Below are 25,196 nucleotides of genomic sequence, written 5' to 3' on the forward strand. Positions count from 1 at the left end.
TTCGTCGCCGGGGTGCGTGCCGTTTCGCACACGCGCCTTCGAATGAATGCAAGGAAGACCATGTCCGCAGCCAACGATCTGTCCGCCGGCGTTCCTGCCGAATACGGTGCCGACTCCATCAAGGTCCTGAAGGGCCTCGACGCGGTGCGCAAGCGACCGGGCATGTATATCGGCGATACGGATGATGGCTCGGGCCTCCACCACATGGTCTACGAGGTGGTCGACAATGCGGTGGACGAGGCACTTGCCGGTCACGCCGACTTCGTGACGGTGACGCTCAACGCGGACGGTTCCTGCTCGGTGTCCGACAATGGGCGCGGCATCCCGACCGGTATCCATACCGGCGAGGGCATTTCGGCGGCCGAGGTCATCATGACCCAGCTGCATGCCGGCGGCAAGTTCGACCAGAACTCCTACAAGGTCTCCGGCGGTCTCCATGGCGTCGGCGTTTCGGTGGTCAACGCGCTTTCGGTCTGGCTGAAGCTCAAGGTCCGCCAGAAGGGCAAGGTCTTCGAGATGGCGTTCAGCCATGGCGTTGCCGACGGGCCGCTCGCGGTCACCGGCGATTCGGGCGGGGCGACCGGCACGGAAATCACCTTCCAGCCGTCACACGACACGTTCCAGGGCGTCACCAGCTTCGATTATGCGACGCTCGAGCACCGCCTGCGCGAACTCGCCTTCCTCAATTCCGGCGTCCGCATCATCCTCACGGACAAGCGCCCGGCCGACGAGAAGAAGGTGGAGCTGTACTATGAAGGCGGGCTCGAGGCCTTCGTGCGCTATGTCGACCGGGCCAAGAAGCCGATCATCTCGGCGCCGATCGCCCTCACCGGCGAGAAGGACGGCATCACGGTCGAAGTCGCCATGTGGTGGAACGATTCCTACAACGAGAATGTCCTCTGCTTCACCAACAATATTCCGCAGCGGGACGGCGGAACCCATCTCGCCGGCTTCCGCGGCGCGCTGACCCGGCAGGTGACCGGCTACGCCGAATCGTCCGGCATCATGAAGAAGGAGAAGGTCACCCTGACCGGCGACGACTGTCGCGAAGGCCTCTCCTGCATCCTGTCGGTCAAGGTTCCGGACCCGAAATTCTCCTCCCAGACCAAGGACAAGCTGGTCTCGTCCGAAGTGCGGCCGGTGGTCGAGAATCTGGTCAGCTCGGCGCTGGCCGAGTGGTTCGAGGAGAACCCGCAAGAGGCCAGGATCGTCATCGGCAAGGTGGTGGAGGCCGCCGCCGCGCGCGATGCGGCACGGCGCGCCCGCGAGCTCACGCGCCGCAAGGGCGCGCTCGACATCACCTCGCTGCCCGGAAAGCTCGCCGACTGCCAGGAGCGCGATCCGGCGAAATCCGAAATCTTCATCGTCGAGGGCGATTCGGCGGGCGGCTCCGCCAAGGGCGGCCGGTCGCGCAAGAACCAGGCGATCCTGCCGCTTCGCGGCAAGATCCTGAATGTGGAGCGGGCCCGGTTCGACCGCATGCTCGGCTCCGACCAGATCGGCACCCTGATCACCGCCCTCGGCACCTCGATCGGCAAGGACGAGTTCAACATCGACAAGCTGCGCTACCACAAGATCATCATCATGACGGACGCCGACGTCGACGGCGCCCATATCCGCACGCTGCTCCTCACCTTCTTCTTCCGCCAGATGCCGGAACTGATCGAGCGCGGCCACATCTACATCGCGCAGCCGCCGCTCTATAAGGTGGCGCGCGGCAAGCAGAGCCAATATCTGAAGGACGAGAAGGCGCTCGAGAACTATCTGATCGAGGGCGGTCTCGACGATGCCTCGCTGACCCTGTCGTCGGGCGAGGTGAGGACCGGCCGCGATCTGCGCGCCGTCGTCGACGATGCGCTGTCGATACGCTCGATCCTGTCCGGTCTTCATTCACGCTATGACCGCTCGGTGGTGGAACAGGCCTCGATCCTCGGGGCGCTTTCGCCGGAGGTCGCCGATCATCCGCAGGACGGGCCGGCGACCGCGCAGCGCATCGCCGAGCGTCTCGACCTCATCGCCGACGAGACCGAGCGGGGCTGGACGGGCGAGGCCGTCGACGGCGGCTACCGCTTCCGGCGCACCGTGCGCGGCGTGACGGAAGTCCAGAATCTCGATGCGGCGCTCCTCCATTCGGGCGATGCGCTGGCGCTGATGCGTCACGCCCCGCGCCTCAAGGAGGTCTATGACGGCGGCGTCCCGACGCTCGCCCGCAAGGATACGGTGCGCGACATGGCCGGGCCGCTGCAGTTGCTGATTACCGTGTTCGAGGTCGGCCGGAAGGGAATTTCGACCCAGCGCTACAAGGGGCTCGGCGAAATGAACTCGGATCAGCTCTGGGAGACGACGCTCGATCCCGACGCGCGCACGCTGGTGCGGGTCAAGGTGCAGGATGCGACGGATGCCGACAATCTGTTCGCACAGCTGATGGGCGACGAGGTCGCGCCGCGCCGCGAGTTCATCCAAGACAACGCGCTTTCGGTCGCCAATCTCGACATCTGATCGGCCCGTCGATGTGTTCTCCAGTGATCGGAGCTCATCGATACCCGGTTGCGTTGATGATTTGCGTGATCGCGCTGCCTGCGCCTTTACGAAGCGACGTCTCTTGCGTGCGCCGTCCAAGCCCCAGGGAGCGCGCACCACTCTCAGCGGCCGGCTGCCTTATCTGCATGGGGCGGATCCCCGCGATCCCGGGGAACGTCGGAGCTCGCCGCGGTGACGGACCTTGCGCTGTGTTCGGCGTCGATGGTGCGCGTGTCGCCGGTCACGACGATCGTGCGGGTCGCGTCGACGTCGGCGTAGATCCAGAGGATCTTCATCGGTTCGGTGTCCGAGGCGTTGATGAAGCGATGCGGCAGGTTGGCAGGGATGAAGGTCGTGTCTTGCGCCTTCAGCGCGTGCCGCTCGCCGTCGATCTCGGCGATGGCGTTGCCCTCGAGGAGGATGACGCTTTCTTCGCAATTATGGCTGTGGACCGGGATCGCCGCACCCGGTTCGAACACCGTGATGCCGTTGATGAAACTCGTCGTCCCCGACGCGCGATTGACGAGGGGTATCGTGCGGGCTCCGCCGCCGCGCTCGTGTGCCTCGATCTCGTCGGGGCGGAAGATGTGGGGCTTCTGGCTCATCAGGTCGCCTTCCGTTCGGTCTGCGCGGTGAGGTCGCCGACCTTGAGGGCTCGCACGCCGGCGACGAACAGCTCGACGAAGCGGTCCGCGACGCTCTCCCCGACGCTGAAGCGCCTGGCGTTCACGCAGGACTGGCCGACATTGATGGATCGCGCCTTCGCCGCGACCTTGGCCGCTTCCCTGAGGTCGACGTAGACGTCGCAGGTCGCCGCACACTTCTCGATCTCCGCGTCGGACTGGAACTCGTCGCGCGCGAGTTCCTCGCCGGTTGCACGGTTGTTGGACGTGATCATCGATCGATTCCCCGAAGGGCCGCAGACATGAGGTTGTCGGGACGAGGTGTGAGCGTCGGTGAAGCCGCCAGCCCGCGCTGCCGGTCGTCGGATGCGCTCGCGCCGAGCCTGTCGAGGATCAGCGGAACGATGCCGCCTGCCGCAAGCTGGCTCACCTCGAGCCCGGTCTCGACCGCGGCGACCGCATCGACACACAGGACCGAGCCATCGGCGCGGACGATGCGGATCGGCACGCCCGTCCGCGGCGACAGACGGTCGAGCGGGACGTCGATCTCGATCGTGGCCTTTGCCGACAACCCCAGGGAGGAGGGATGCGATCCGGCCGGCAGTTCGAGAGGAAGGACGCCCATGGCGATGAGGTTCGTACGGTGGATCCGCTCGAAGCTCGAGGCGATCACCGCGCGCACGCCAAGAAGCGCGACGCCTTTCGCAGCCCAATCCCGGGACGAGCCCATCCCGTACCGCTCGCCCGCGACGATCACGACGGACGTTCCTTCCGCCTCGTAGAGTTCGGCGGCTTCCCGTAGGCTGACGCGTGTCCCGCTGGCAGCGTGCAATGTCCGCGCGCCACGCAGTTCGGCAACCAACGCATTGGAGACGGAGCGGTTGTCAAAGAGGCCGCGGACCATGGCCTCGAAGTTCCCTCGCCGTGATGCGAACACGTTGAGATCCGAGGGGTCTTCACCTTCCTCGACGAGATGCTGTGCCGCTTCGGACCCCGGCATGATTTTGCCGGCAGGGGAGATGTGGTCGGTGGTGATGTCGTCGCCCAGCACCAGAAGAGGCACTGCGGTGTAGGAGCCGAGCCGGGTCCGTCCTGCTCCTTTCGTGAAGGGTGGACGGCGAATGTAAGTCGAGGCGTCGTCCCACGGGAAACGTTTGCCGGTCGGCGCGTCGAGTTCACGCCAGGCCCGGCTCGCCGCCGCCTCGGCGAAGGCTTCCGGGAAATCGGCAAGGTCGATCGCGTTCGCGCAGGCACGATCGATCTCGGCCGAGGTCGGCCACAGGTCGGAAAGGAACACCGGAGTGCCGCCTGCGGTCCTTGCGAGCGGATCCTTCGTCACATCCTTCACGATGTCCCCGGCCAAAGCGTAGGCGATGACCATCGGGGGCGAGGCGAGGAAGCCGAGGTCCAGGCGCGGATGCACGCGTCCGGGGAAATTGCGATTGCCCGACAGGACGGCGACGGCCGTCCCGCCTTTGTCCAGTGCATCCTCGACCGCGACGGGCAGGGGGCCGGAATTGCCGATGCATGTCGTGCAACCGAAACCGACAATGTCGAAGCCGATCGAGGCGAGGTCGTCGAGGAGCCCGGCGCGTCGCAGATACCGTTCGGCTGCCGGCGAGCCCGGCGCGAGCGAGGTCTTCACCCAGGGCGCAGGGCGTATGCCGAGCGCACGGGCCTTCCGAGCCACCAACCCGGCCGCCAGAAGCAAGCGGGGATCCGTGGTGTTCGTGCAGCTCGTGATGGCCGCGATGGCGACGGCGCCATCCGGGGTCGTCGTGCCGTGGAGCGATCCCTCGGCGAGCGGGCGGGCGATCGCCGCCTCCACCGACGCGCGCGCATCCCGGGGGGACAGAAGGTCCTGCGGCCGCCGAGGTCCCGCGAGGCTGGGCGCCAGCGTCGAAAGGTCGAGGTCGACGGTCGCGGTGTAGGTCGGAACGGCGTCGGGATCGAACCACAGGCCTTGCCGTCTTGTCGCGACCTCGGCGCGTTCGACGACGGACGAGGGACGGCCTGTCGTTCGCAGGTAGTCGATCGTCCGCTCGTCGACCGGGAAGAACCCGGTCGTCGCGCCGTATTCGGGCGCCATGTTGGCGACGACGGCACGGTCCCCGGCCGACAGCGTCGACACGCCGGGCCCGAAGAACTCGACGAACTCGCCCGTCACACCATGGGCGCGGAGGCGCTGAGTGACGGCGAGCGCGAGGTCGGTCGACAGCACGCCCTCCGGCAGGGATCCGACGAGGCGGACGCCGACGACCTCCGGCAGGCGCAGCATGACTGGCATGCCGAGCATCACGCCCTCCGCCTCGAGACCCCCGACACCCCAGCCAAGGACCCCGATGCCGTTGATCATCGGAGTGTGGCTGTCGGTGCCGATCAGCGTGTCGGGGAACACCCAGGGCCGGTCCCCGATCTCGGCGGTTCGGCTGACCGTGGCGAGCTGCTCCAGGTTCAGCGTGTGCATGATGCCTGTGCCAGGAGGGTTCACACGCAGGCCGGGCAGGGCGATCGTCGCCCATTTCATCAGGCGGTAGCGTTCGGCATTCCGTTCGAGCTCGATCGCCATGTTGGCCCCCAGGGCGTTCGGCGTGCCATAGCGGTCCACCGCGACGGAGTGGTCCACCGACACGTCGATCGGGATCGCCGGTCGAAGGAGTGCGGGATCGAGGCCCGCCTCCGCCAGCGCGTCGCGCATGCCGGCAATGTCCACGAGCGCGGGAACGCACGTCGTGTCGTGCATCAGGATGCGGGACGGTCGGAAGGCTATCTCAGTTTCGCTGCGTCCATGCCCGAGCCATCCTAAAAAGGCAGGGGTGAAATCCTCCATTTCGGCAATCGCGGCATGGCGAAGGACGTTCTCGGCCAGGATGCGAATGACCCAGGGCATCCGATCCAGCGCCGGACCGAACGCGGCACGAAGGTCGATCAGAGCATGGTGGCGACCGTCCACCATGACGCTGGCGACAACCGACGCCATATCGTCGTCGGACGCTCGATGGCTTCCCGAAGCTCTGCCTCCGTTCACCGTGCCCTCCGTCAGGACAGGCGGCCGGACGAGACGAGGACGCCGTCCGCGTCGACGTCGGTCCAGCAACCGGAGCGGAACCCGGCGCCGGGCGCGGCGGCCCGGTCGAGCGACAGGCTGTCGTCCAAGATATTGACGGTCTCGGCGTCGGCCGATCCGGAAGCGAAGGCCTGCCGGATCGGATCGACCGCGATCGGGGTGGCGTGGATCAGCGCAATGCGCAGCCTGGCGGGCATGGATCTCTCCGTGTTGGGATTCGGGGGCCGGCTCTCCGCCGGCCCACCTGTTCGTCAGCCTTGAGCGGCAGGGAAGACCCAGACGCTTTCGGGCGGGAACTCCGCGTAGACCTTTCCGCCCGGAAGGCGTCGATTGCCGTTCGCCTTCACGGCGAAGTCGCCACGCCGCACGCGATACTCCCAGCGGTCACCCAGATAGACGCTGTCGTCGAGCTGCATCTCCAGGCGGTTCGGTCCCGGCGCGTCGCCGATGGTGATCCGTTCCACGCGGATCACCGCCTGCGCGTCGACGGAAGGGGACAGTCCCTGCCGTTCGCGCACGACACCGTCGAGTTCCCAGCCCTCGCCGCCGATCCGGGCGACGTCGCCGTCCATCGAAAGCAGCTTGCCGCGGGCGATGTTGTTCGCGCCGAGGAAGTCCGCCGCGTAGAAGCTGGTCGGATTCGAATAGATCTCGTGCGGGGTCCCCTCCTGCACGATCCGTCCGTTCTGAAGCAGCAGGATGTGGTCGGCGGCCGCCAAGGCCTCGGTTTGGTCATGCGTGACGAGGATGGCGCAGATCTCGAGGTCGAGGATCAGTTTGCGGATCCAGTATCGGGCCTCCTCGCGCAGCTTGGCGTCGAGGTTCGACAGAGGCTCGTCGAGAAGCAGCACCCGCGGCTCGTAGACGAGCGCCCGGCAGATCGCCACGCGCTGCTGCTGGCCGCCGGAAAGCTGGCTCGGATAGCGATCGGCAAGGTGACCGAGACCGAGACGCTCCAGGATGTGCTGGATGCGCCGATCCATGTCGGCCTTGTTCACCCCGCGCAGTTTCAGGCCATAGCCGACATTCTCCTTCACCGTACGATGCGGCCAGAGAGCGTAGGACTGGAACACGAGACCGATGTTGCGCTGCTCGGGAGGCAGGAGGATCCGCTTGTCGGAGTCCATCGCGACCTTGTCCCCGATCCTGATGTGGCCGATCTCGGGCTGCTCGAGGCCCGCGATGCATCGCAGGAGCGTCGTCTTGCCGGAGCCCGAGGCTCCGAGGAGCGCCACGATGGACCCGCGATCAGCGGTGAAGGACGCGCCCTTCAGGATCTGGAGTCCGCCCAGCCACTTCTGGACGTTCTTGACGACGAGTTCAGTCATGGATCTTGGCTCCCAGGCGAAGGGCGAGGGTCAGGCCCGCCGCCGTCATGATGATGGAGATGAAGGCGAGGGCGGCGATCGTGTCCATGGCGCCCGTCTGGAGGAGGGTGACCATCAGCGAGCCGATGACCTCGGTGCCCGCGCCCATCAGGTAGACGCCGGTGGCGTACTCCCGCAGGAAGATGATCATGATGAGCGCCCATGCCCCGGCAAGGCCCGGACGCACGATCGGGATGACGATGTCCCGCCAGGTGCGTCCGATCGTGGCACCGGAAGTGCGAGCCGCCTCCTCGAGCTCCGGGCTCACCTGGATCAGCGTTCCCTGCAGCAGCCGCAGTCCGTAGGACAGGCCCACCACCATGTATGCGATGAAGAGTGCGACCAGCGTCGGCCGCAGCGGCGTCAGGAACGGGACGAACAGGAAGACCCAGAAGAATGCGAGGCCGATCACGAGGCCCGGAAGGGCGCGGGGCAGGAGGACGATATAGTCCAGGACCGTGTTCGACGTGCCGTGGTTCCGATGCCCGGCAAGCCCGACCAGAAGGTAGATGAAGACCGCCGCCGCGCCGCCGACCACGCTGAGGAGGAGGGTGTTGACGATGCCGCGCGACAGGCTCGGCACCTCGAGCAGGCGGTCGAAGTTGGCCAGCGTCACATAGTCGAGGAGGTCGATTCCCTGACCCCATGCGCTGACGAAGGCGCGAACGCTGATGCCGCCGATCGGGAGAGCGACCGAGACGAGCAGCCAGATCGCGATGCCCGTCAGGGCGATGACCTGGCCGTTGCCTCCGAGCTTGAGAGGCGTTGCCCGCGCACCCTTGCCGCCGAGCGCGGCGTAGCGGCGGGAGTTCCTCAGAAGCCGGCGCTGGAAGAAGACCAGCGGCAGCGTGATCAGGATCAGGACCATCGCGACCACCGCCATGAGCTGGTAGGTCGGCACGCCGAACAAGGTCGTCAGCTTGTAGATGTAGGTCGTCAGGACGAGGATGCCGTTCGGATCGCCGAGGACGAGCGGGATGCCGAAGGTCTCGAAGCCGAGAAGCAGGTTCAGGGCCGCCGCGAAGATCAGGGCCGGCAGCACCATCGGCAAAGTGACGTCGCGCGAGACCTGCCAGATCGAGGCGCCGCTCGTGCGAGCCGCCTCCTCGAGGTCGGAGGGCAGGTTCCGCATCGCTGCCGAGACGTAGAGGTAAACGTGCGGCACGTGGCTGAGGCCGGCGATCAGGATGATACCGGGGAGCGAGTAGAGGTTCCAGGGCACGCCGCCGAAGAGTTCGCGGAACCAGATCGTCAGGAAGCCGGACGGGCCGACCGAGACCGTGTAGCCGAATGCGAGCACGATCGAGGATATGAACATCGGCACGAGCACGAGTATCTCGAGCGTCCGCTTGAAGCGGATGTCCGTCCGCGTCAGCAGGAAGGCGAGGATGCCGCCGAGCGGAACGGCCACGAAGACCATTCCGAAGGCGAAGATCGTCGTCGTGCGGAGCGCGATCCAGAAGGTCGGATCCGTCAGGACGTAGCGGTAGGCCTCGAGGCTGACGCTCGACCGGGGGCTGAAGAAGGGCCCGTCGAGGAAGCTCTGGTAGACGATGAGGCCGACAGGGGCGAGCACGGCGATCGCCAGGAGCCCGATCGCGATGTTGCGGTACCAGCGCGCGTCGATCGGGGACGCGATCTTCGGCGGCGGATCGCCGCGCTCCACCTGCGCGAGGCCGCGCGCAATCTCTGTTGCGTTCATGGACATGGGTCGGACCCTGATCGGAGTGGGAGGGGCCGCAGCGCGTCGGTGCGCCGCGGCCGTCGGGCGGTCAGTTCGACGCGGTTGTCGCGGCGGTCCACTCGCGGAAGAACTCAACCCGCTTCTGCGGCTGCATGTATGTCAGGAGATGATCGTCGACGTCGATCGGGTCGAGTTTGCCGCCCACGCGCTCGTTCAGGGTCGAAAGGTTCAGCCCCTCGGTCACGTCGTCCCGGACGGACGGAAGGCTGCCGGCGGCGAGCGCGTTCTGGCCTTCCTGAGACAGCATGAAGTCCACGAACAGCTTGGCCGCCTCCGGGTTCGGCGAGTCCTTCATGATCCCGGCGAGACGGGAGAAGCCGGCCGTGTAGTCGGTGCCGAACGCGACGCCGAGGTTCGGGCTGTCCTTGACCCAGTCAAGCGCGTACGATCCGATGATGTTGATCGCCAGGACGTTTTCTCCGGAGACCACCGTCTCGCGCATCGAGCCCGAGCTCGAGTAGGTCTTCACCCCGACGCCGCCCATCGCCTTCGCGAGGTCCCAGAAGCTGTCCGTGCTCTGCGCGTCGTTGGTGTGGTGCAGGAAGCCGGCGCCACTCTTCTCGGGATCGAAGGTCGCGACGCGACCCCGCAGTTCGTCGCGGTTGTCGTTGAAATAGGCGATCAGGTCTGCACGGGTCTGCGGAACGTCGTCCTTGGACAGGGCACCCGTATTGTAGATCATGCCGATGGGCTCGATGGTCGTGGCGTACAGAGTGTCCTCGTAGTTCGCCCATTCGGGAAGGTTCGCCTTCTCGGGGGAGTCGTAGGGCTCCATGTACCCGTCGGCCGCGAGCGTCATCTGGAGGTCCATCGCGGCGGACCAGACGATGTCGGCGCCCACCTGGCTGGCGGCGGCCTCCGAGATCGCACGGTTGTACGCGCCGTTCGTACCGAGATCGTTATACTCGACCTTAATGCCGTACTTGCCGGTGAAGGCGTCCAGCAGGCGCTGCGCCTGCGCGGCGTCGGTCGAGGTGTAGATCACGACGCGCCCTTCGGCCTTCGCCGCCTCGATCGTCTGCGCATAGTCGGCCGGATAGCCTGCCGGCACGTCCTGCGCCGACGCGGCCGCGACCGCGGCGAGCGACATGGCGCTCGCAAAGAAGGTCGACTTGAAAATTCGCATGTGAACTCCTCCCCATAAGCCTGGATCCCAGCCGCGCCTTGGCAACGGCTCCTCCGGGATCCGGGCGGTAGACGGTCGACGGACCATCCGCCGACCGCAATTCCCTCCTGCTAAAAATGGCCTAATGCGTGGAAAAAGCCATTTTTTTGGCCCGTTACCGAGCGTTGGCGACCATCCGGTCCTGCGGTTCGGCGCAGCCGACGACCGAAGCGACCCGAGAGCCGAAGGCATCGCAGTTCATCGAGCCGCCGAGATCGCGTGTTCGGCTATCCGGGTTCTCGAGCACCTCATCCACGGCTCGCTCGATCTCCGCGCCGGCAGCCTCGTAGTTCGGCAGCCCTCGCTTCTCCCCGATCCAGCTCAGCATCATCGCGACCGAGAGGATCAGCGACGACGGGTTGGCGATGTTCTGGTTCTGGATGTCCGGGGCGGAGCCGTGCTGCGCCTGCGCGCAGACCCGGTTCTCTTCCTTGTTGGCGTTGATCGAGCCCGCCAGGCCGAGGCTTCCCGACAGCTCGCTGGCGAGGTCGGAGATGATGTCCGAATAGAAGTTGGTGGAGACGATCACGTCGTAGCGCGACGGATCCCGGACGAGATGGGCGGCCATGGCGTCGATGATGACGTCGTCCAGGACCACCTCGGGAAACTCCTTGTGAACCTTGCGGACCCAGTCGAGGAAGAAGCCGTCGGTGATGATGAAGTTGTTCGCCTTGTGGACGGCGGTGACCTTCCTGCTGCGCTTCACCGCAAGCTCGAACGCCGCGCGGGCGATGCGCTCGCAGGCCTTCGAAGTCAGTTTGCGGACCGACAGCGCGACGTCCTCGGTCGGCATGAACTCGCCGAGACCCTTGAACATGTTCCGGTCGGGATAGAAGCCTTCGGTCGCCTCGCGCATGATGACGAGGTCCATCTCCTTGCCCGGCAGGAAGGATCGTTTCCGGGCGGGACGGACGTTCGCATAGAGGTCGAGCTTGACCCGGAAGCCGCCGGACACGTTCGGTCCGCCCTGGTCGCGCGGCGGGTAGTCCATATGCGACTGCGGGCCGAGGATGATGCCGTCGTAGCCCTTGGCCTTCTCGATCGTCTCGTCGCGGAGCGTCGTGCCGTACTTCTCGAGGCTGGTGAAACCCACGTCCTCGTAGTCGCACGCGATGCCGAGGTCGAAGCGGCGGTTCGCCTGCTCCAGCACCTCCATCGTGGCCTTCGTGATCTCCGGGCCGATGCCGTCGCACGGCAGCACAAGGAAACGCATCGCTCTCTCCCCATTGGTGCGGCGGCGCCGCCGAGTTGGCATGAGAGGAGTTTGGCTTTCTCTCACGTCAAATGCAATAAAAATTTTGGACTTAGACGTTGAAAAATGCATTTTGATCGGTCGTCGGAGTGGTTATACACTGCGCTTTTGAGACGGCGCGACGCCAACGGGTCGCGCGAGGGAACGTGTTGGATGTCGGAAACCGCAAGCCCGCTCGTGCTGTCGCTCGCCGGAAGGCTCAGCGAACTGATCCGCGTCGGGGACATCAAGGCCGGGGAAAAGCTCGCGACCCAGGCTCTGGCCGACCGTTTCGGCGTTTCCCGATCGCCGGTCCGCGACGCGCTGACGCTCCTCCAGGAGCGTGGCGTCATCGAGCAGCAGCCCAACCGGGGCTTCTTCGCCAAGGAGGTCTGCGACACTGAGGGCGACGCCGCGGGAAGCGAACCGCTGCCGCACGACGCACTGGACGTCTACCAGCGACTGGCCGAGGATTGGCTCACCGACCGCATTCCTTCGGACGTCAGTGAGCAGATGCTGCGAGAGCGCTATGGTCTCACGAAGGCTCAGGTTTCCGACATCCTCGTGCGCGCCGCGAGGGAGGGATGGGCGGAACGCAAGCAGGGCTACGGTTGGCGCCTGCTTCCCGTTGCCAAGACCCCCGAGGCGTTCGAGCAGATCTATCGCTTCCGCATGATGATCGAGCCGGCCGCCATGCTGGAACCGGACTTCCGCGTCGATGCGAGGATCCTCGCCGAGCAGCGGCGCATCCAGGAGAAGATGCTGGAGTCCGACATCGAGCGGCTCCCGGCCGATCGCCTTCTCGACAACGGCTCGAACTTCCATGAGGAACTGATGCGCATGAGCGGCAATCCGTTCATGCACATGTCGCTTGTCCGCGTGAACCGGATGCGGCGACTGCTCGAGTACCGCTCCAAGGTCGACCGACCCCTCCTCTCGGTCCAGTGCTCCCAGCACCTCGAGATCCTATCGGCCCTCGAGCGCAACGAGATCATCGAAGCGTCCTATCTCATGCGCAAGCATCTTGGCGGAGCGTTGACCAGCAAGTCGCCCTTGTTGTGGGCTCGCGATGCGTTGTCCGCGAGCTCTGCGGAGGCGCCGGGGACGGCGACGGATCCAGCCGGGCGTTCCTGAAGCGCGAGAGCGTCTCGCGCGACGCGCGCTGAGGGGACAAGGGCGAATTGGATGTCGATGACCTCTCAGCCCCGTGATCAAAACCGGTCGGGTCGAGGAGGCGACTGGCTCGAGATCGAGTGCGTGTCGAGCGAGCCTTTCGCCATCCTTGGATACGAGCTCTTCTCGACCGTCCGGGCGCGTTCGCAAAACCGCGGCCTGCGGCATGGCGCGCCGAGGGGTGGGTCGACATCGGGTCGCTCGGAACGGGTTTGACGATGGCGGCGGAGCGGGCGATCGATGCCCGGCTTCGTTGATGCCCGATCGTACCGGTGCTTGCTGCCGCAAGAGGGGAACGTGCGATGCGTTCGATCACGGCCCGAATGCCGTCCGCCGCAAGCCTTCGCCGTGCACCGGGGCCATGGCGGCGAGCGTCTTGAAAATTCATGCCAACCGGGTGCTGGACAGGCCGATTCCGCTTCTCTATAAGGCCGGCAACCGCGAGGTTTGCAGCCGGAACGCACGATTCGGCAGGCGAACTTTAGCGCGGCGCCCGAGTAGCTCAGTTGGTAGAGCAAGCGACTGAAAATCGCTGTGTCGGTGGTTCAAATCCGCCCTCGGGCACCATTCAATTCCTGCCTCAGGCCCCGAATTCCCTCGCCGTTAGATCGGTCGATGCGGCTTTCACCTTCTCGCGCCGCGCAATGCTCGTGACGGTCCCGTTCGATGCGTCGAGGCGGCCGGAGGTCTCGTCTTCATCGACGAGAGGTCGGTGAAGACGAGGATGGTGCGCCTGCGTGCCCCAAGCCAAGGGGCAAGGCGGAAGGCGGCGTGCCGCTCAACCGTCTTGTGTCATCGCCAGACGGCGCCCCCGAACTGACCTGTCGCATCCTTGATGGTGATGCCGGACAGATCGCAGTGGTTCGCGTTATCCCGCAACGGTGCCACGATCGTCCGGGCGCTCTTCACCGGCGCTTTGACCGAACAGTAGGCATTGAAGCGGGCCGGCAGGCCGACGAGCGTATTGCCCAGATTGCCGCCGGCGCGGCAGTTGACGCTCGCACCGGTCAGCCTGCCGGCCTGATTGACCTCCTCGCCGGAGAAGTCGCAGACTTTGCCGGTCGCGGTTCCCGGCGCGCCGGCGGGCCCCGTCAAGGTGACGCCACGGATCACCACCCCGGTCGTCACCGGATCTGCGGCGTGGGCATGGGAGGCGGCGAAAACGGCCAGCGTGGCGGCGAAGACGGTCTGCAATCGAGAGGACTTGTTCATGATATTCGCTCCTGTGGGTTGGACGGGCGTCATCCGCCCCGTTGCTCGTTTGTGTACCGCTCGGCACACATATTTCGGTCATGCCGAAATCAGGCTGGTTCCGTCGGCGAGTGTCCGGGCCGCCATGTCGGCGGGCGGCAGTGCCACGACGGATCAAAGTCTATCGCCCGGCTCGAACGTGCCGTCGGCGTTGTAGCGAACGGCGAACACCATGCGCCCGGACGTGAAATCGCAGCGCGCCGCATGCGTCGTATCGTAACGAACGGGCCGTCCGACTTCGGCGCTTCCGGATCGGACGTAGAACACCGGAACCGGCGATATTCGCAGATCCACATTGGGCGGCGGCGCCACGAAGGACGACAGGATGACGAGGCCGTTCTCGTCGAGAAACGCGTTGCCGCAGCAAAGATCGTCGCGATGCTCGACGGCGAAGGGCGGCACTTGCAGACCGAATGCGTCGCCGCCCAGGCCGGGCCGGTGAACCGCCGCCGAAAGCCCCAGGGGATCGACGGCGAGCGTCACCGCGTTGGCTGGCTCGTCCGCCTGGGACCCGGTTGCGAGGACGACCGGCTGCGAGGCGCTGGCACGACTGACGATCGCGCCGCCGAAACGGGTGGGAGCTGCGGAACGCTTGCCGCCGATCGCCTGGTTTCGCCGCGTCGCGCCGGCTCTGACGCTGCGATCGAGCGCGACGACGAGCTGTGCGCCGGACCTGTCCTGCGGCGCGAGACGCCCCGTCGCCAGGCAATTGCTGAATATTTTCGGTTCGGCCAGACCCGCGAAACCCGCCTGTTCCTGAAACACGAAGAACGCGGCATCGGCGGCCGACCGGTTCTCGATGACAATCGTGAATGACGTGTTCACCGCTGACGTCTCCGCTCGCACTGGCCTCCAGGCCGTCGCCGGATTGCGACAGCCTGGAACGTTCGGGATCGATCAGCCGACCTTCCAGGTCCCGTCATTGTTGAGCGTGACGTTGATCTCGGTCTTGCCGCCGGTGAAGTCGCAGAGCGCGGCGTGAAGGCTCGCCTGCGTGAAGTTCATGACGGTCCCCGGCGTATACGTGCCGGTCGCGACGTAGAATTTCAGGATGGGCTGGCAATCGACGAAGGTGTCCGGGCTGGCGACGACGAAGTTGGACATCACGACGCCCTGATCGACGACCTCGATCGCCGATCCGACATTGTAGATCGCCGGAGGCGAGAAGGACGGCGTGTTGATGCGGAACGCTCCGCCCTGCACGCCTTCTTCCGCGACCGGACGGGACAGGCCGAGCGGGGTGAGTGTCGCGGTCACGGAATCGTTCGTCGTCGTCCCGTCGGTTTCGAGATCGATGGCGCGAATGGCCGACGCATAACCCGAGGAATGGCCGACCTGCGGGGTGGAATGAGCCTGCTGGATGCCGGCGTAGAACTGCATGTTGATCTGGAATGTCAGCGTCCCGCCCGACTCCTGATAGCCTCCGAGGAGACCCGACCAGAGCGCGTTGCTGTAGACCTGTGACCCTCCGTCATAGATGGCCGGCTGCTGGAAGACGTAGAATGTCTGGTTGGTCGATTCGTCGTTCTCGATATTGATCGTGAGTAAAGTAGACATCTCTTATACCTTTTGGACGTGAGCCGATCTGGCGATTACTCGGATTGTGGCCCGGAGAACTTCAATATCCGCGCCCACAAACAATGCGCGAAAAAGGCGAAAGACACAATTTTTGATTGTTTCGTTTAACGTAAAAGTTGCAATACTTTTACGTTGCGCGTGAATCCGCTCCGTCTCCCAAAGCTTTCACGAGATCGAGGAAAATGGCGCGCACCCTGGGCGACTGTCGACGCAGGAACGCGATATGCTGGAGTTCGGATTGTTGAAACGGACTGCCGCGGTGCCAGTCGAGCGTGCCGCGTTCGAGCAGCAGCCAGTCGAGTGAAACGTCGAGCCTCTCCGCCAGGAGGCAAATATGGTCGAGGGAGATATGTCCACCATTCTGCCAACGCGAGACAGCAGCGACAGATACGTCAAGTTCAACCGCCAGAGCCTGGACCTTGCTGAACCGCTTCTCTTTCATGGCCTGGCGGATCCGCTGACCGCGATCACGATTAGTCTTCACCTATTTCTCCTTGCGCGAATGTACAGCAAGAAGAATTATGCAGTTGCTGCCTCGGCCCAGAGCATCGCGTGTTTGGAATGGCGTCTTTCCGGTGGCTTTCGGGCCATTTGAGCCTTCCGTTGGCCAGAAGAGTTTGCAGATGTGACCGATGGCGCGCCGAAACGCTTTGCTCGCGCCAAGCAATAAACCTCCGGTCCCAGGCGATGGTGATGTGTCGACCGAGGCTGTCGCGGCGGGAACGTTGGGGGCGGGCACTTGAAAGGTAAGTGTCCTGACCGTGGAAACTCGCCAACACCCAGCCGATGTCATAGTTACAAGACCGGTCGATCGACCGGTTGGGGGTCCAAGCAAGAAGGCGCCACGATGAATTGCGCGAACGGCTCTGAAAAACCGGAGCGTTGCAAGACCATGTGTCGAGCGGTCTTCTTGGCCTGCCTTCTCGGTCTCGCGACGCCGGCTATGGCCCAGGTCATCGACGAGCCGGAGATTGTCGCGCCTGAGCAGGATGTCGCGGTAGAGCCGATCGCCCGCGACGAGGCGATCGCAGCGCGTCTCGACCGTATCCTCGACGCGACGGGCTGGTATCGTGCGATCGACGTCACCGTCGACGAAGGTGTCGTGTTTGTCAGCGGCATTGCCGGGTCGCAGGAGCAGCGCACCTGGGCCCGGGACCTGGCAGCCCGCACCGAGGGTGTCGTCGCCGTCGTCAACCATATCGAAGTCCGCGAAGAGGTAAGCTGGAACATCGCGCCTGCCTTGTCCGAAGTCGAGGCGCTGGCACGCCGGATCGTCGTCACCCTACCGTTGATCCTGCTCGCGGTTCTGATCCTGCCCGTCGCCTGGTGGCTGTCGAGCAGGATCGCCTCTCTCATGCGCCGCGTGCTGGCGCCGCGCGTCGAGCAGACCTTTCTGCGCGACGTGATCGCGCGGGGCATCGCGGTTCCCGTCCTGCTGCTCGGCGTCTACCTCGTTTTGCAGGTGGCGGGGCTGACCGGGCTTGCCGTCTCGCTACTGGGCGGCGCGGGGGTGATCGGCATCGTCCTCGGATTTGCGTTTCGCGATATCGCCGAGAACTTTCTCGCCAGCCTGATCCTCAGCATCCGCCAGCCGTTCCGCTCGGGCGACGTGATCGGCGTTGCCGGTTTCGAAGGCGTCGTGCAGACGATGAACACGCGATCGACGATCCTTTTGACCATCGACGGCAACCATGTGCAGATTCCCAACGCGACGGTGTTCAAGAGCACGATCGTCAATTACACCGCCGCGCCCGCGCGCCGGGTGACGGCGGAGGTCGGTATCGGCTATGACGCCTCGGTCGAGGAGGCACAGACCCTGATCGCGACCATTCTGCGCTCGCACGACGCGATCCTCCACGAGCCGCCGCCGATGGTGCTGGTGGATGCGCTGGGCTCGTCCACGGTGAACCTGAAGGCGCATTTCTGGATCGATGGGCGCACATTGTCGCCGCTTCGGGTGCGCTCTTCCGCTCTTCGGCTCATCATGCGGGTGCTCGTCGAGAACGGCATTTCGATGCCGGACGAGGCCCGCGAGATCATTTTTCCTGACGGTGTACCGCTCGTAGAAAAGGCTGGCGCGCTGCAAAAGCGTGAATCCGAACCCTTGCGCAAACCCATTCGCGAAAAACCCGTTGTCGGGGGCGACGGTTCAAACAGCGAAGCAAGCGTGGCTGAAGGCGGACTGGGAAGCGAAATGACCGAATTGCCGAGCGACATTGCCAATGGGACGATCCCGGAAGCGGCCGACGGAAACCTGCTGGACAGGCCATCGTGAGCGCTGCATCGCGGGGCGAGGCGCGATGACTAATAGAGCGTCTCCGCCAGACGCTTTGGTAAGGCATCGTCATAGGCTTCACCATCGACCTCACCCGCCGAAAGTTGCCGCAGAATGCTCCCGGGGCTCGGCAACATCGAGCGCTCGATCTGCGTTTCCTTGTTCCAAAGCCCAGCTCGGATGACAGCGCGGCTGCATTGGAAAAAGACCGAGGAGACGGATATCCGCAGCACGGAGCGAGGACGCTGGCCGGCGTGCTCGAACAGTGCGAGGTCGGCTTCGCTGACTGAGATGGTGGCCGTCCCGTTGACGCGCAGCGTCTCGCCGATGCCAGGGATCAGGAACAAAAGCCCGACACGCGGATCGGAGATGATGTTGCGAAGGCTGTCGATACGGTTGTTGCCACGTCGGTCGGGCAACAGAAGTGTCCGTTCATCTTCGATGTGAACGAACCCGGCGGGATCGCCACGGGGTGTGGCATCGAGTCCTTCCGGTCCAGCGGTGGCAAGAACGAGGAAGGGTGCGGCCTCGATGAAAGGCCGATAGGCCGGGTGAATGTGATCGACTTCCTTTGTGATCGATGGAGGAGCGACGGCGCCATACAGCGCTTCGAGCCCTTCCGTTGAAGTGACGATATCTGATGGCATGTCGAACGTCTCGCAGGCGAATCGTGAGATGAAAAGGAAACACTACGTCCAGTCGACGAACGATTTGTGACGAGCACGGCAACAAACCCATCATGCCGCCCAATCTGTCCGGCCTCCGCATTCGCCGTATACCATTCATCGGGACGGCGGCAGTCGGCCATGCCTTTGCTTTGCCGCCCTCAACGCCGCTTCCCTTGGCTTCCGATCGGCTGCGGACATGCCCGGACCAGTCACGAAAATGCGGAACGCATCGGCTCCGCGAGGTCGAACCGTGCGGGCAGGGTTCCGTCGTCGACACTGTCGTCCCATCGATATCTTCGGCGGGGAGAGGGCGCCCTTTCGCAAGCGTTTTGCGAGGCCATTCTCAGCCCGCATGCTCGAACGCCAGAGCAATGCAATCTGCCCGAAACCGCGTCCGCGCCGTCTGGATCGGCGTGCCTTCGTCATCCACATCGACGGAGTGGGTGACCAGAACCGGATCGCCGGGCGCGATCTGAAGCCGCTCGGCGTCCGGCGACCGGGCGGTCTCGGCAGCGACTTCGGTTCGCAGGCGTCGATAGGATGGGACCCCGCACTTCGTCAAAGCGCCGGTAAGGGTGCCCGTCTCGGCATAGGCGGGGACGATACCGGCAAACCGTTCTTCGACGAACCAGTGCGTCGAGACGAGGATCGGCAGCGTGTCGGCAACCCGTAACATTTCAAGTCGAATGAGCGGCTGTCCCTGCCCGCAGCCGAGACGCTGGGCGATCTCGGCGTCCGCCAGCTCCCGGTTCGATCCGATGACACGTCCACCGGGATCTTTCGAGGCCGAACCGATATTCTCGGTGAACCGTGTCGTCGGCCCGACCGGATAGGTGAGCTTTCGCTCCTGTCTTTCGTTGAGGAACGTCCCGCGCCCTTGCTCCGCCCTTACCAACCCTCTGTCGGCCAGGGAGGCGATCGCCTTTCGGATCGTCAGCCGGTTGACCGAAAACCGCTTCGACAGTTCGACTTCCGGCGGAAGCCTGTCGGCGAACAATCCTCCGACGATATCGCGTTCCAGCTGGTCGGCGATCCGGCGCCACCGCGCGATCCCATCATTCGTATGAGCACCGTCCATATGCCATCCGTCATCAGATTGTCACCGGGGATATGGTATCTGAAAACGCATGATTTGTATACACAACTAGATGAATAACCGGTTCAGAACAGGTTTCGACCGCGAGCTGCGAGCGGGCAGGGGCACGCTGCGGCCGTTCTTTCACAAAGCCTATGTCAATCGGGATAGTCAGTTTGAGCGCGAAACACCGATCCGATGAGCATCTTCGCGAAGAGCTGCACAGAGCGCGCCAACGCGCGATGGCGGCGTTCGCGCGGGCCGACACGGGCTTCATCGCGGAAGCCTGGGAGCGACTGGGATCGGGCCGCGCCGTTTCGACCGTCCGCGGGCCGGAGGTCGGCCTCGTCATGGTCCGCGGGCGAGCGGGCGGGGGCGGGGCGCCATTCAACCTCGGCGAGGCGAGCGTGACGCGGGCAAGTGTGCGGATCGAGGATCACGCCGGCGCTGTCATCGGCCACGCGATGATCTTGGGCCGCGATCTCAAGAAAGCTCGGCTCGCGGCCAGTTTCGACGCACTCTGGCAAGTGGCGGACGAGCGCGAGCGCATCCAAGCCGAGGTCGTTGCGGCGATCGAAGCGACGCTTGCGGAACGCGACGCGCGCCATGCCGAGGAAACGGCGGCGACCCGGGTCGACTTCTTTACGATGGTCCGAGGAGAGGATTGACGCAATGTCGGATGCGCGTTCCGCACTGAGTGTCGAGGGTGGTTTCGCCGATTCGGTCTTCGATGCGCAAGGGGTCTTCGCCAAACTGCTCGCGGCTTCGAGCCGGCCCGGCACTCTCGTCGATCTGGGTCCGTGCTGCCATCCGCCCGCGCCGCTTTCCGTTGCAGCAGGTGCGCTGCTTCTGACGATTGCCGACGGCGACACGCCTGTTTTCTTCGAGGAATGCTCGGACGCCGTGGAGGCGTGGCTTGCCTTTCATACCGGGGCCCGACCGGGCGAAGCGGACAACGCCCACTTCGCCGTCGTCTCGAAGATTGATCGCGAATGGCTCCGGCGCCTGCGGCTCGGGACGCTCGCCTATCCCGATCTCTCGGCAACCGTTCTGGTCGAAACCGACAGTCTGGCGAAGGGCGATCCCTTCGTTCTGGAGGGGCCGGGCATCGAGAACAGGCTCGAAGTTTCGATCGCCGGTCTGCCTGGCGACCTTGTCGAGTTTCGGACAGCCAATCGCGCGCTCTTTCCGTGCGGCCTCGATCTCATTCTCACCTGCGGCTCGGCGCTCCTTGCCTTGCCGCGCTCGACCGTCGTGATGGAGGCCTGAGCCATGTACGTTGCCGTCAAGGGTGGCGAGGCTGCCATCGCCAATGCGCACCGTCTGCTCGACGATCGCCGACGCGGCGATCGCTCGGTCCCGGCGCTCACGCTCGCGCAGATCGCCCAGCAGCTGGCGCTGGCCGTCGATCGGGTGATGGCCGAGGGCTCGCTCTACGATCCGGAGCTGGCCGCGATGGCGGTGAAGCAGGCGCGGGGAGACCTGATCGAGGCGATCTTCCTGCTTCGGGCCTATCGCACGACGCTGCCGCGCTTTGCCGCTTCGACGCCGATCGATACGGCGGCCATGCGCATCGAGCGACGCATATCGGCCACCTACAAGGATCTCCCCGGGGGGCAGCTTCTTGGCCCGACCTTCGACTACACCCACCGGCTCATCGAACCCGAGATGGCCGGGGATCGCACCGTGCCGGGTGCCGAGAGGAGGCCCGCCGATCCGCACCGATCCGCCCCGCGCGTCACCGACATTCTCGGCGCCGACGCGATGATCGAACCGGACGGTGACGCGGAGCCGGGCGGCGAGCCCACCGATCTCACCCGCAGTCCGCGCGCCTACCCGGCCGGGCGTGACGCCAGGCTTCAGGCGCTGGCGCGAGGAGACGAGGGATTTCTGCTGGCGCTCGGTTACTCGACCCAGCGCGGTTTCGGACGCACCCATCCCTTCGTGGGCGAAATCCGTATCGGCGAAGTGGAGGTCGAGGTCGATCTTCCGGAACTCGGCTTTCCCGTCACCATCGGGCGGGTGAAGGTCACCGAGTGCCAGATGGTTTCCCAGTTCAAGGGGTCGAAGTCCGAGCCACCGCAGTTCACGCGGGGCTATGGGCTCGTCTTCGGACAGTCGGAGCGCAAGGCCATGTCGATGAGTCTCGTCGACCGGGCTCTGCGCGTCGACGAATTCGACGAGGAGCGCGGCTCACCGGCACAGGACGAGGAATTCGTGCTTGCCCATTGCGACAATGTTCAGGCGACGGGTTTCGTTGAGCATCTGAAACTGCCCCATTACGTCGACTTCCAGGCCGAACTCGAACTCCTTCGCCGGATGCGGAACGAACAGGCCGATGAAGATCGGCACGAGGAGGCGGCAAAATGACCGCGACGCTTCCCGGCTACAACTTCGCCTATCTCGACGAGCAGACGAAGCGGATGATCCGGCGCGCGATCCTGAAAGCCGTGGCGATCCCCGGCTATCAGGTGCCGTTCGCCGCGCGGGAGATGCCAATGCCCTTTGGTTGGGGCACCGGTGGTGTCCAGGTCACTGCGTCGATCATCGGGCCGGACGATGTCCTCAAGGTGATCGATCAAGGCTCGGACGATACGACGAACGCGGTCTCGATCCGCGCTTTCTTTGCCCGTGTCTCCAATGTCGCGGTGACGACGAAGACCCTGGACGCGACGGTGATCCAGACCCGGCACCGGATCCCCGAAACGCCGTTGAGCGAAGGCCAGATCCTCGTCTACCAGGTGCCGATTCCCGAGCCCTTGCGGTTTCTCGAACCCCGCGAGACGGAAACGCGGATCATGCACGCTCTCGAGGAATACGGGCTGATGCACGTCAAACTCTACGAGGACATCGCCCGGAACGGCCATATCGCGACCACCTTTGCCTATCCGGTGAAGGTCGAGGGGAGATATTTGATGGACCCGTCGCCAATCCCGAAATTCGACAACCCGAAGATGAACGATTGCCCGGCGCTGCAGCTCTTCGGCGCTGGCCGCGAACAGCGCATCTACGCGATCCCGCCCTATACGCAGATCGAGAGTCTCGACTTCGAGGATCATCCTTTCCGGGTCCAGGCGTTCGATCGTCCCTGCGGCCTGTGCGGCGCGAGCGGTGTCTATCTCGACGAGATCGTCACCGACGATCGCGGAGGGCGGTTGTTCGCATGCTCCGACACGGATTATTGCGAAGAACGGCGGGAACGCGCCGCATGAGTGAAAGGCCACTTCTCACCGCAACCGCGATCACCAGGCATTACGGCACCCATGTCGGTTGCGAAGACGTCTCGCTCGACATTCACGAGGGTGAAGTCCTTGCCATCGTCGGGGAATCCGGCTCTGGCAAGACGACGCTCCTGAATTGTCTTGCGCAGCGGCTCGCGGTGACGTCCGGCCAGGTTTCCTACCGGATGCGGGACGGCGAAACCCGCGATCTTGCAAGTCTCACCGAGGCCGAGCGGCGCTTTCTGATGCGGACCGACTGGGGGTTTGTCCACCAGAACCCTGCGGACGGGCTGCGCATGCGGGTTTCCGCCGGTGCCAATATCGGCGAGCGTCTGATGGCCGTGGGAGACCGGCATTACGGCAGGATCCGCGAAACCGCCGACGACTGGCTCAGCCGCGTCGAGATCCCCGGCCTGCGGATCGACGATCGACCCACCGCCTTTTCGGGCGGCATGCGTCAGCGCCTTCAGATCGCACGCAATCTCGTGACCCATCCGCGCCTCGTCTTCATGGACGAGCCGACCGGCGGGCTCGATGTTTCGGTGCAGGCACGCCTGCTCGACCTCCTGCGCGGTCTCGTCGACGCGCTCGGTTTGTCGGCGATCATCGTCACCCATGATCTCGCAGTCGCGCGCCTCCTTTCGCACAGGATGATCGTCATGAAGAATGGCCGGGTCGTCGAGACCGGCCTGACCGACCGCGTCCTCGACGATCCGCGCCATCCCTACACCCAGCTTCTCGTCGCCTCGATCCTGGAGGTCTGAATGTCCGACCGAATCTTGCTGCGGCTCGACCATGTTTCGAAGAGCTTCACCAATCATCTGCGCGGATCGGTGCATCTGCCGGTCGTCGACAATGTCGATTTCGCAGTTTCGGCCGGCGAGATCGTCGTTCTCGGTGGACCCTCGGGCGTCGGCAAGTCTTCGATCCTGCGCATGATCTTCGGCAATTACGGGATCGAGGCCGGCAAGATCCTGATGCGGTCGACGCCCGAAGGGCCCTTTGTCGATCTGGCCGGAGCAAGCCCGCGCCAGATCATCGCGCTGCGCCGCACGACGATCGGCTATGTCAGCCAGTTCCTGAGGGCGATCCCTCGGGTCAGCGCCCTCGACGTCGTCGCGCAGCCGTTGCGTGAAGGTGGCACCGACCGGGAAGAGGCGCGCAGCATCGCCCGCGATCTGCTCGCCCGCCTTCATCTTCCCGCCGCGCTCTTCGATCTGCCGCCGGCAACCTTCTCCGGTGGCGAGAAGCAGAGAGTCAACATCGCCCGGGGTTTTGCCACCAGCCATCCGGTCCTTCTTCTCGACGAGCCGACCGCATCGCTCGACACGGAAAACCGGAACGTCGTGTGCTCCATGATCGAGGAGAAGCGAGACGGCGGGACCGCCATTCTCGGCATCTTTCACGACGAGGCGGTTCGGGCCCGACTCGGCGGTCGGATCGTCGACGTTTCTGCGTTCTCCTCAAGAAGGCGAGCCGCGTGATGCCGAAGCTCTCCGTCGCGCCCCTTGTCCATGCGAATGCCGAGATCGAGGATTGCGATCTCGGCCGCTTCACCGAAGTCGCCGAACGCTGCCGCATCGCCGAGAGCCGCCTCGGCGACTATTCCTACATGATGCGCGATTGCGAAGCCTGGCGAGCCGAGATCGGAAAATTCGTCAACATCGCCGCCGCCGTGCGGATCAACGCGACAAACCATCCGGTCTCGCGGGCGACGCAGCATCACTTCACCTATCGCGCCGGCGATTATTTCGACGGCGAGACCGACGAGCGGGAATTCTTCGACTGGCGGCGGGAGCATGCCGTCACCATCGGCCACGACGTCTGGATCGGACATGGGGCCACCATCTTGCCGGGGGTCGCCATCGGCAACGGGGCGGTCGTGGGCGCGGGCGCCGTCGTCACGAAAGACGTCGAGGCCTACACGATCGTGGGAGGCGTCCCGGCCGTCATGATCCGCCGCCGGTTCGATCCCGAACTGTCCCGGCGAATGGACGAACTGGCGTGGTGGGACTGGCCGCACGAAACACTGCGGGCCACCCTTGCCGACTTTCGCAGCCTCGATGCGAAAGGCTTCGTCGACAAGCATCTTGGACGCTGACCGCGCTCTCGGCCCTGTTCGAAAGAGCCCGCCGGCCCTGCATCGTCGCCGTCATCGAACCTTCGCAGGACTGTCATCCGTGTCACACCGATGGTGGTTAATGGTCTGCGGGAGGGCGCTTTGGGCCGGCTCTTGAG

General features: G+C 64.8%; 24 protein-coding genes and 1 tRNA gene. 11 read left to right on the forward strand and 14 right to left on the reverse strand.

What is annotated here, in order from left to right:
• Positions 1-60 precede the first annotated feature (60 nt).
• A complete protein-coding gene (gene gyrB / locus U0C82_RS12025) occupies positions 61-2,499 on the forward strand; it encodes a DNA topoisomerase (ATP-hydrolyzing) subunit B (RefSeq protein ID WP_322187362.1) in 2,439 nt (812 codons plus the stop codon).
• A gap of 143 nt (positions 2,500-2,642) precedes the next feature.
• Here the strand turns inward: gyrB and U0C82_RS12030 are convergent, their stop codons facing one another.
• The 8 genes from U0C82_RS12030 to U0C82_RS12065 form a co-directional block, all read right to left on the reverse strand.
• Positions 2,643-3,125 carry a cupin domain-containing protein gene (locus U0C82_RS12030; RefSeq protein WP_322187363.1) on the reverse strand — a complete coding sequence of 161 codons (483 nt, stop codon included), beginning with the start codon at positions 3,123-3,125 and terminating at the stop codon, positions 2,643-2,645.
• Positions 3,125-3,418 (reverse strand): aldehyde dehydrogenase family protein, encoded by a 294-nt coding sequence (locus tag U0C82_RS12035; protein ID WP_322187364.1) that lies wholly within the window; start codon positions 3,416-3,418, stop codon positions 3,125-3,127. The genes U0C82_RS12030 and U0C82_RS12035 overlap by 1 nt, the downstream gene beginning before the upstream one ends.
• Entirely contained in the window at positions 3,415-6,123 is a 2,709-nt protein-coding gene (gene acnA, locus U0C82_RS12040; protein ID WP_322187365.1) for an aconitate hydratase AcnA, read from the reverse strand. Before acnA ends, U0C82_RS12035 begins: the two co-directional genes overlap by 4 nt.
• A gap of 59 nt (positions 6,124-6,182) precedes the next feature.
• On the reverse strand, positions 6,183-6,407 hold the full coding sequence (locus tag U0C82_RS12045; protein ID WP_322187366.1) for a hypothetical protein: 225 nt from the start codon (positions 6,405-6,407) through the stop codon (positions 6,183-6,185).
• Between the two features lie 54 nt (positions 6,408-6,461).
• On the reverse strand, positions 6,462-7,538 hold the full coding sequence (locus U0C82_RS12050; RefSeq protein WP_322187368.1) for an ABC transporter ATP-binding protein: 1,077 nt from the start codon (positions 7,536-7,538) through the stop codon (positions 6,462-6,464).
• On the reverse strand, positions 7,531-9,285 hold the full coding sequence (locus U0C82_RS12055; protein WP_322187369.1) for an ABC transporter permease: 1,755 nt from the start codon (positions 9,283-9,285) through the stop codon (positions 7,531-7,533). Before U0C82_RS12055 ends, U0C82_RS12050 begins: the two co-directional genes overlap by 8 nt.
• 64 nt (positions 9,286-9,349) lie before the next feature.
• A complete protein-coding gene (locus tag U0C82_RS12060) occupies positions 9,350-10,447 on the reverse strand; it encodes an ABC transporter substrate-binding protein (RefSeq protein ID WP_322187370.1) in 1,098 nt (365 codons plus the stop codon).
• A 154-nt stretch (positions 10,448-10,601) separates the two neighbouring features.
• The gene (locus U0C82_RS12065) at positions 10,602-11,699 is read right to left on the reverse strand and encodes an isocitrate/isopropylmalate dehydrogenase family protein (RefSeq protein ID WP_322187371.1); all 1,098 of its coding nucleotides are present in this window, start codon (positions 11,697-11,699) and stop codon (positions 10,602-10,604) included.
• A 192-nt stretch (positions 11,700-11,891) separates the two neighbouring features.
• Between U0C82_RS12065 and U0C82_RS12070 the strand changes: the two genes are divergently transcribed.
• Together U0C82_RS12070 and U0C82_RS12075 are read left to right on the forward strand one after the other, a co-directional pair.
• Positions 11,892-12,851 (forward strand): GntR family transcriptional regulator, encoded by a 960-nt coding sequence (locus U0C82_RS12070; protein ID WP_322187372.1) that lies wholly within the window; start codon positions 11,892-11,894, stop codon positions 12,849-12,851.
• 530 nt (positions 12,852-13,381) lie between these two features.
• A tRNA-Phe gene (locus U0C82_RS12075) sits at positions 13,382-13,457 on the forward strand.
• Positions 13,458-13,682: 225 nt separating this feature from the next.
• On the opposite strand, the gene U0C82_RS12080 is transcribed toward U0C82_RS12075, so the two are convergent.
• From U0C82_RS12080 to U0C82_RS12095, 4 genes are all read right to left on the reverse strand, one after another.
• On the reverse strand, positions 13,683-14,102 hold the full coding sequence (locus U0C82_RS12080; protein ID WP_322187373.1) for a protein rhiC: 420 nt from the start codon (positions 14,100-14,102) through the stop codon (positions 13,683-13,685).
• A gap of 153 nt (positions 14,103-14,255) precedes the next feature.
• On the reverse strand, positions 14,256-14,966 hold the full coding sequence (locus tag U0C82_RS12085) for a hypothetical protein (protein WP_322187375.1): 711 nt from the start codon (positions 14,964-14,966) through the stop codon (positions 14,256-14,258).
• 72 nt (positions 14,967-15,038) lie between these two features.
• Complete coding sequence (locus U0C82_RS12090) at positions 15,039-15,698, reverse strand: hypothetical protein (RefSeq protein ID WP_322187376.1); 660 nt, start codon at positions 15,696-15,698, stop codon at positions 15,039-15,041.
• A gap of 148 nt (positions 15,699-15,846) precedes the next feature.
• A complete protein-coding gene (locus U0C82_RS12095) occupies positions 15,847-16,203 on the reverse strand; it encodes a helix-turn-helix domain-containing protein (RefSeq protein ID WP_322187377.1) in 357 nt (118 codons plus the stop codon).
• 459 nt (positions 16,204-16,662) lie between these two features.
• On the opposite strand from U0C82_RS12095, the gene U0C82_RS12100 reads away from it, so the two are divergent.
• Positions 16,663-17,994: a mechanosensitive ion channel family protein gene (locus U0C82_RS12100; protein ID WP_322187378.1), complete on the forward strand. Its 1,332-nt coding sequence runs from the start codon at positions 16,663-16,665 to the stop codon at positions 17,992-17,994.
• A gap of 29 nt (positions 17,995-18,023) precedes the next feature.
• On the opposite strand, the gene U0C82_RS12105 is transcribed toward U0C82_RS12100, so the two are convergent.
• Positions 18,024-18,641, reverse strand: coding sequence for a pyridoxamine 5'-phosphate oxidase family protein (locus U0C82_RS12105; protein WP_322187379.1), 618 nt, complete (start codon positions 18,639-18,641; stop codon positions 18,024-18,026).
• A 364-nt stretch (positions 18,642-19,005) separates the two neighbouring features.
• Positions 19,006-19,740: a phosphonate metabolism transcriptional regulator PhnF gene (gene phnF / locus U0C82_RS12110; protein WP_322187380.1), complete on the reverse strand. Its 735-nt coding sequence runs from the start codon at positions 19,738-19,740 to the stop codon at positions 19,006-19,008.
• A gap of 173 nt (positions 19,741-19,913) precedes the next feature.
• On the opposite strand from phnF, the gene phnG reads away from it, so the two are divergent.
• Genes phnG through U0C82_RS12145 form a run of 7 tightly spaced genes read left to right on the forward strand, consistent with a single transcriptional unit; the run spans position 19,914 to position 25,059 of the window.
• Positions 19,914-20,405: a phosphonate C-P lyase system protein PhnG gene (gene phnG, locus U0C82_RS12115; RefSeq protein ID WP_322187382.1), complete on the forward strand. Its 492-nt coding sequence runs from the start codon at positions 19,914-19,916 to the stop codon at positions 20,403-20,405.
• A gap of 4 nt (positions 20,406-20,409) precedes the next feature.
• Positions 20,410-21,006, forward strand: coding sequence for a phosphonate C-P lyase system protein PhnH (phnH, locus tag U0C82_RS12120; protein WP_322187383.1), 597 nt, complete (start codon positions 20,410-20,412; stop codon positions 21,004-21,006).
• A 3-nt stretch (positions 21,007-21,009) separates the two neighbouring features.
• Complete coding sequence (locus U0C82_RS12125) at positions 21,010-22,107, forward strand: carbon-phosphorus lyase complex subunit (protein ID WP_322187384.1); 1,098 nt, start codon at positions 21,010-21,012, stop codon at positions 22,105-22,107.
• Entirely contained in the window at positions 22,104-22,949 is an 846-nt protein-coding gene (locus U0C82_RS12130) for an alpha-D-ribose 1-methylphosphonate 5-phosphate C-P-lyase PhnJ (RefSeq protein WP_322187386.1), read from the forward strand. The genes U0C82_RS12125 and U0C82_RS12130 overlap by 4 nt, the downstream gene beginning before the upstream one ends.
• Positions 22,946-23,722 (forward strand): phosphonate C-P lyase system protein PhnK, encoded by a 777-nt coding sequence (gene phnK / locus U0C82_RS12135; protein WP_322187387.1) that lies wholly within the window; start codon positions 22,946-22,948, stop codon positions 23,720-23,722. Before U0C82_RS12130 ends, phnK begins: the two co-directional genes overlap by 4 nt.
• Positions 23,723-24,442: a phosphonate C-P lyase system protein PhnL gene (gene phnL, locus U0C82_RS12140; RefSeq protein ID WP_322187389.1), complete on the forward strand. Its 720-nt coding sequence runs from the start codon at positions 23,723-23,725 to the stop codon at positions 24,440-24,442.
• Positions 24,442-25,059: a DapH/DapD/GlmU-related protein gene (locus tag U0C82_RS12145; RefSeq protein ID WP_322187390.1), complete on the forward strand. Its 618-nt coding sequence runs from the start codon at positions 24,442-24,444 to the stop codon at positions 25,057-25,059. Before phnL ends, U0C82_RS12145 begins: the two co-directional genes overlap by 1 nt.
• Positions 25,060-25,196: the final 137 nt, after the last annotated feature.

It is taken from the genome of Fulvimarina uroteuthidis, from assembly GCF_034321785.1.
GTDB lineage: Bacteria > Pseudomonadota > Alphaproteobacteria > Rhizobiales > Rhizobiaceae > Fulvimarina > Fulvimarina uroteuthidis.

Excerpts from the sequence above, each read along its gene's own strand:
- phnH (WP_322187383.1), top strand. The coding sequence starts at position 20,410 with ATGTCGGATGCGCGTTCCGCACTGAGTGTCGAGGGTGGTTTCGCCGAT.
- U0C82_RS12060 (WP_322187370.1), bottom strand. The coding sequence starts at position 10,447 with ATGCGAATTTTCAAGTCGACCTTCTTTGCGAGCGCCATGTCGCTCGCC.
- acnA (WP_322187365.1), bottom strand. The coding sequence starts at position 6,123 with ATGGCGTCGGTTGTCGCCAGCGTCATGGTGGACGGTCGCCACCATGCT.
- U0C82_RS12125 (WP_322187384.1), top strand. The coding sequence starts at position 21,010 with ATGTACGTTGCCGTCAAGGGTGGCGAGGCTGCCATCGCCAATGCGCAC.
- U0C82_RS12105 (WP_322187379.1), bottom strand. The coding sequence starts at position 18,641 with ATGCCATCAGATATCGTCACTTCAACGGAAGGGCTCGAAGCGCTGTAT.
- U0C82_RS12100 (WP_322187378.1), top strand. The coding sequence starts at position 16,663 with ATGGCCCAGGTCATCGACGAGCCGGAGATTGTCGCGCCTGAGCAGGAT.
- U0C82_RS12065 (WP_322187371.1), bottom strand. The coding sequence starts at position 11,699 with ATGCGTTTCCTTGTGCTGCCGTGCGACGGCATCGGCCCGGAGATCACG.
- U0C82_RS12070 (WP_322187372.1), top strand. The coding sequence starts at position 11,892 with ATGTCGGAAACCGCAAGCCCGCTCGTGCTGTCGCTCGCCGGAAGGCTC.
- U0C82_RS12035 (WP_322187364.1), bottom strand. The coding sequence starts at position 3,418 with ATGATCACGTCCAACAACCGTGCAACCGGCGAGGAACTCGCGCGCGAC.
- U0C82_RS12055 (WP_322187369.1), bottom strand. The coding sequence starts at position 9,285 with ATGTCCATGAACGCAACAGAGATTGCGCGCGGCCTCGCGCAGGTGGAG.
- U0C82_RS12030 (WP_322187363.1), bottom strand. The coding sequence starts at position 3,125 with ATGAGCCAGAAGCCCCACATCTTCCGCCCCGACGAGATCGAGGCACAC.
- phnK (WP_322187387.1), top strand. The coding sequence starts at position 22,946 with ATGAGTGAAAGGCCACTTCTCACCGCAACCGCGATCACCAGGCATTAC.
- U0C82_RS12080 (WP_322187373.1), bottom strand. The coding sequence starts at position 14,102 with ATGAACAAGTCCTCTCGATTGCAGACCGTCTTCGCCGCCACGCTGGCC.
- U0C82_RS12130 (WP_322187386.1), top strand. The coding sequence starts at position 22,104 with ATGACCGCGACGCTTCCCGGCTACAACTTCGCCTATCTCGACGAGCAG.
- U0C82_RS12145 (WP_322187390.1), top strand. The coding sequence starts at position 24,442 with ATGCCGAAGCTCTCCGTCGCGCCCCTTGTCCATGCGAATGCCGAGATC.
- U0C82_RS12050 (WP_322187368.1), bottom strand. The coding sequence starts at position 7,538 with ATGACTGAACTCGTCGTCAAGAACGTCCAGAAGTGGCTGGGCGGACTC.
- phnF (WP_322187380.1), bottom strand. The coding sequence starts at position 19,740 with ATGGACGGTGCTCATACGAATGATGGGATCGCGCGGTGGCGCCGGATC.
- U0C82_RS12090 (WP_322187376.1), bottom strand. The coding sequence starts at position 15,698 with ATGTCTACTTTACTCACGATCAATATCGAGAACGACGAATCGACCAAC.
- gyrB (WP_322187362.1), top strand. The coding sequence starts at position 61 with ATGTCCGCAGCCAACGATCTGTCCGCCGGCGTTCCTGCCGAATACGGT.
- U0C82_RS12045 (WP_322187366.1), bottom strand. The coding sequence starts at position 6,407 with ATGCCCGCCAGGCTGCGCATTGCGCTGATCCACGCCACCCCGATCGCG.
- phnL (WP_322187389.1), top strand. The coding sequence starts at position 23,723 with ATGTCCGACCGAATCTTGCTGCGGCTCGACCATGTTTCGAAGAGCTTC.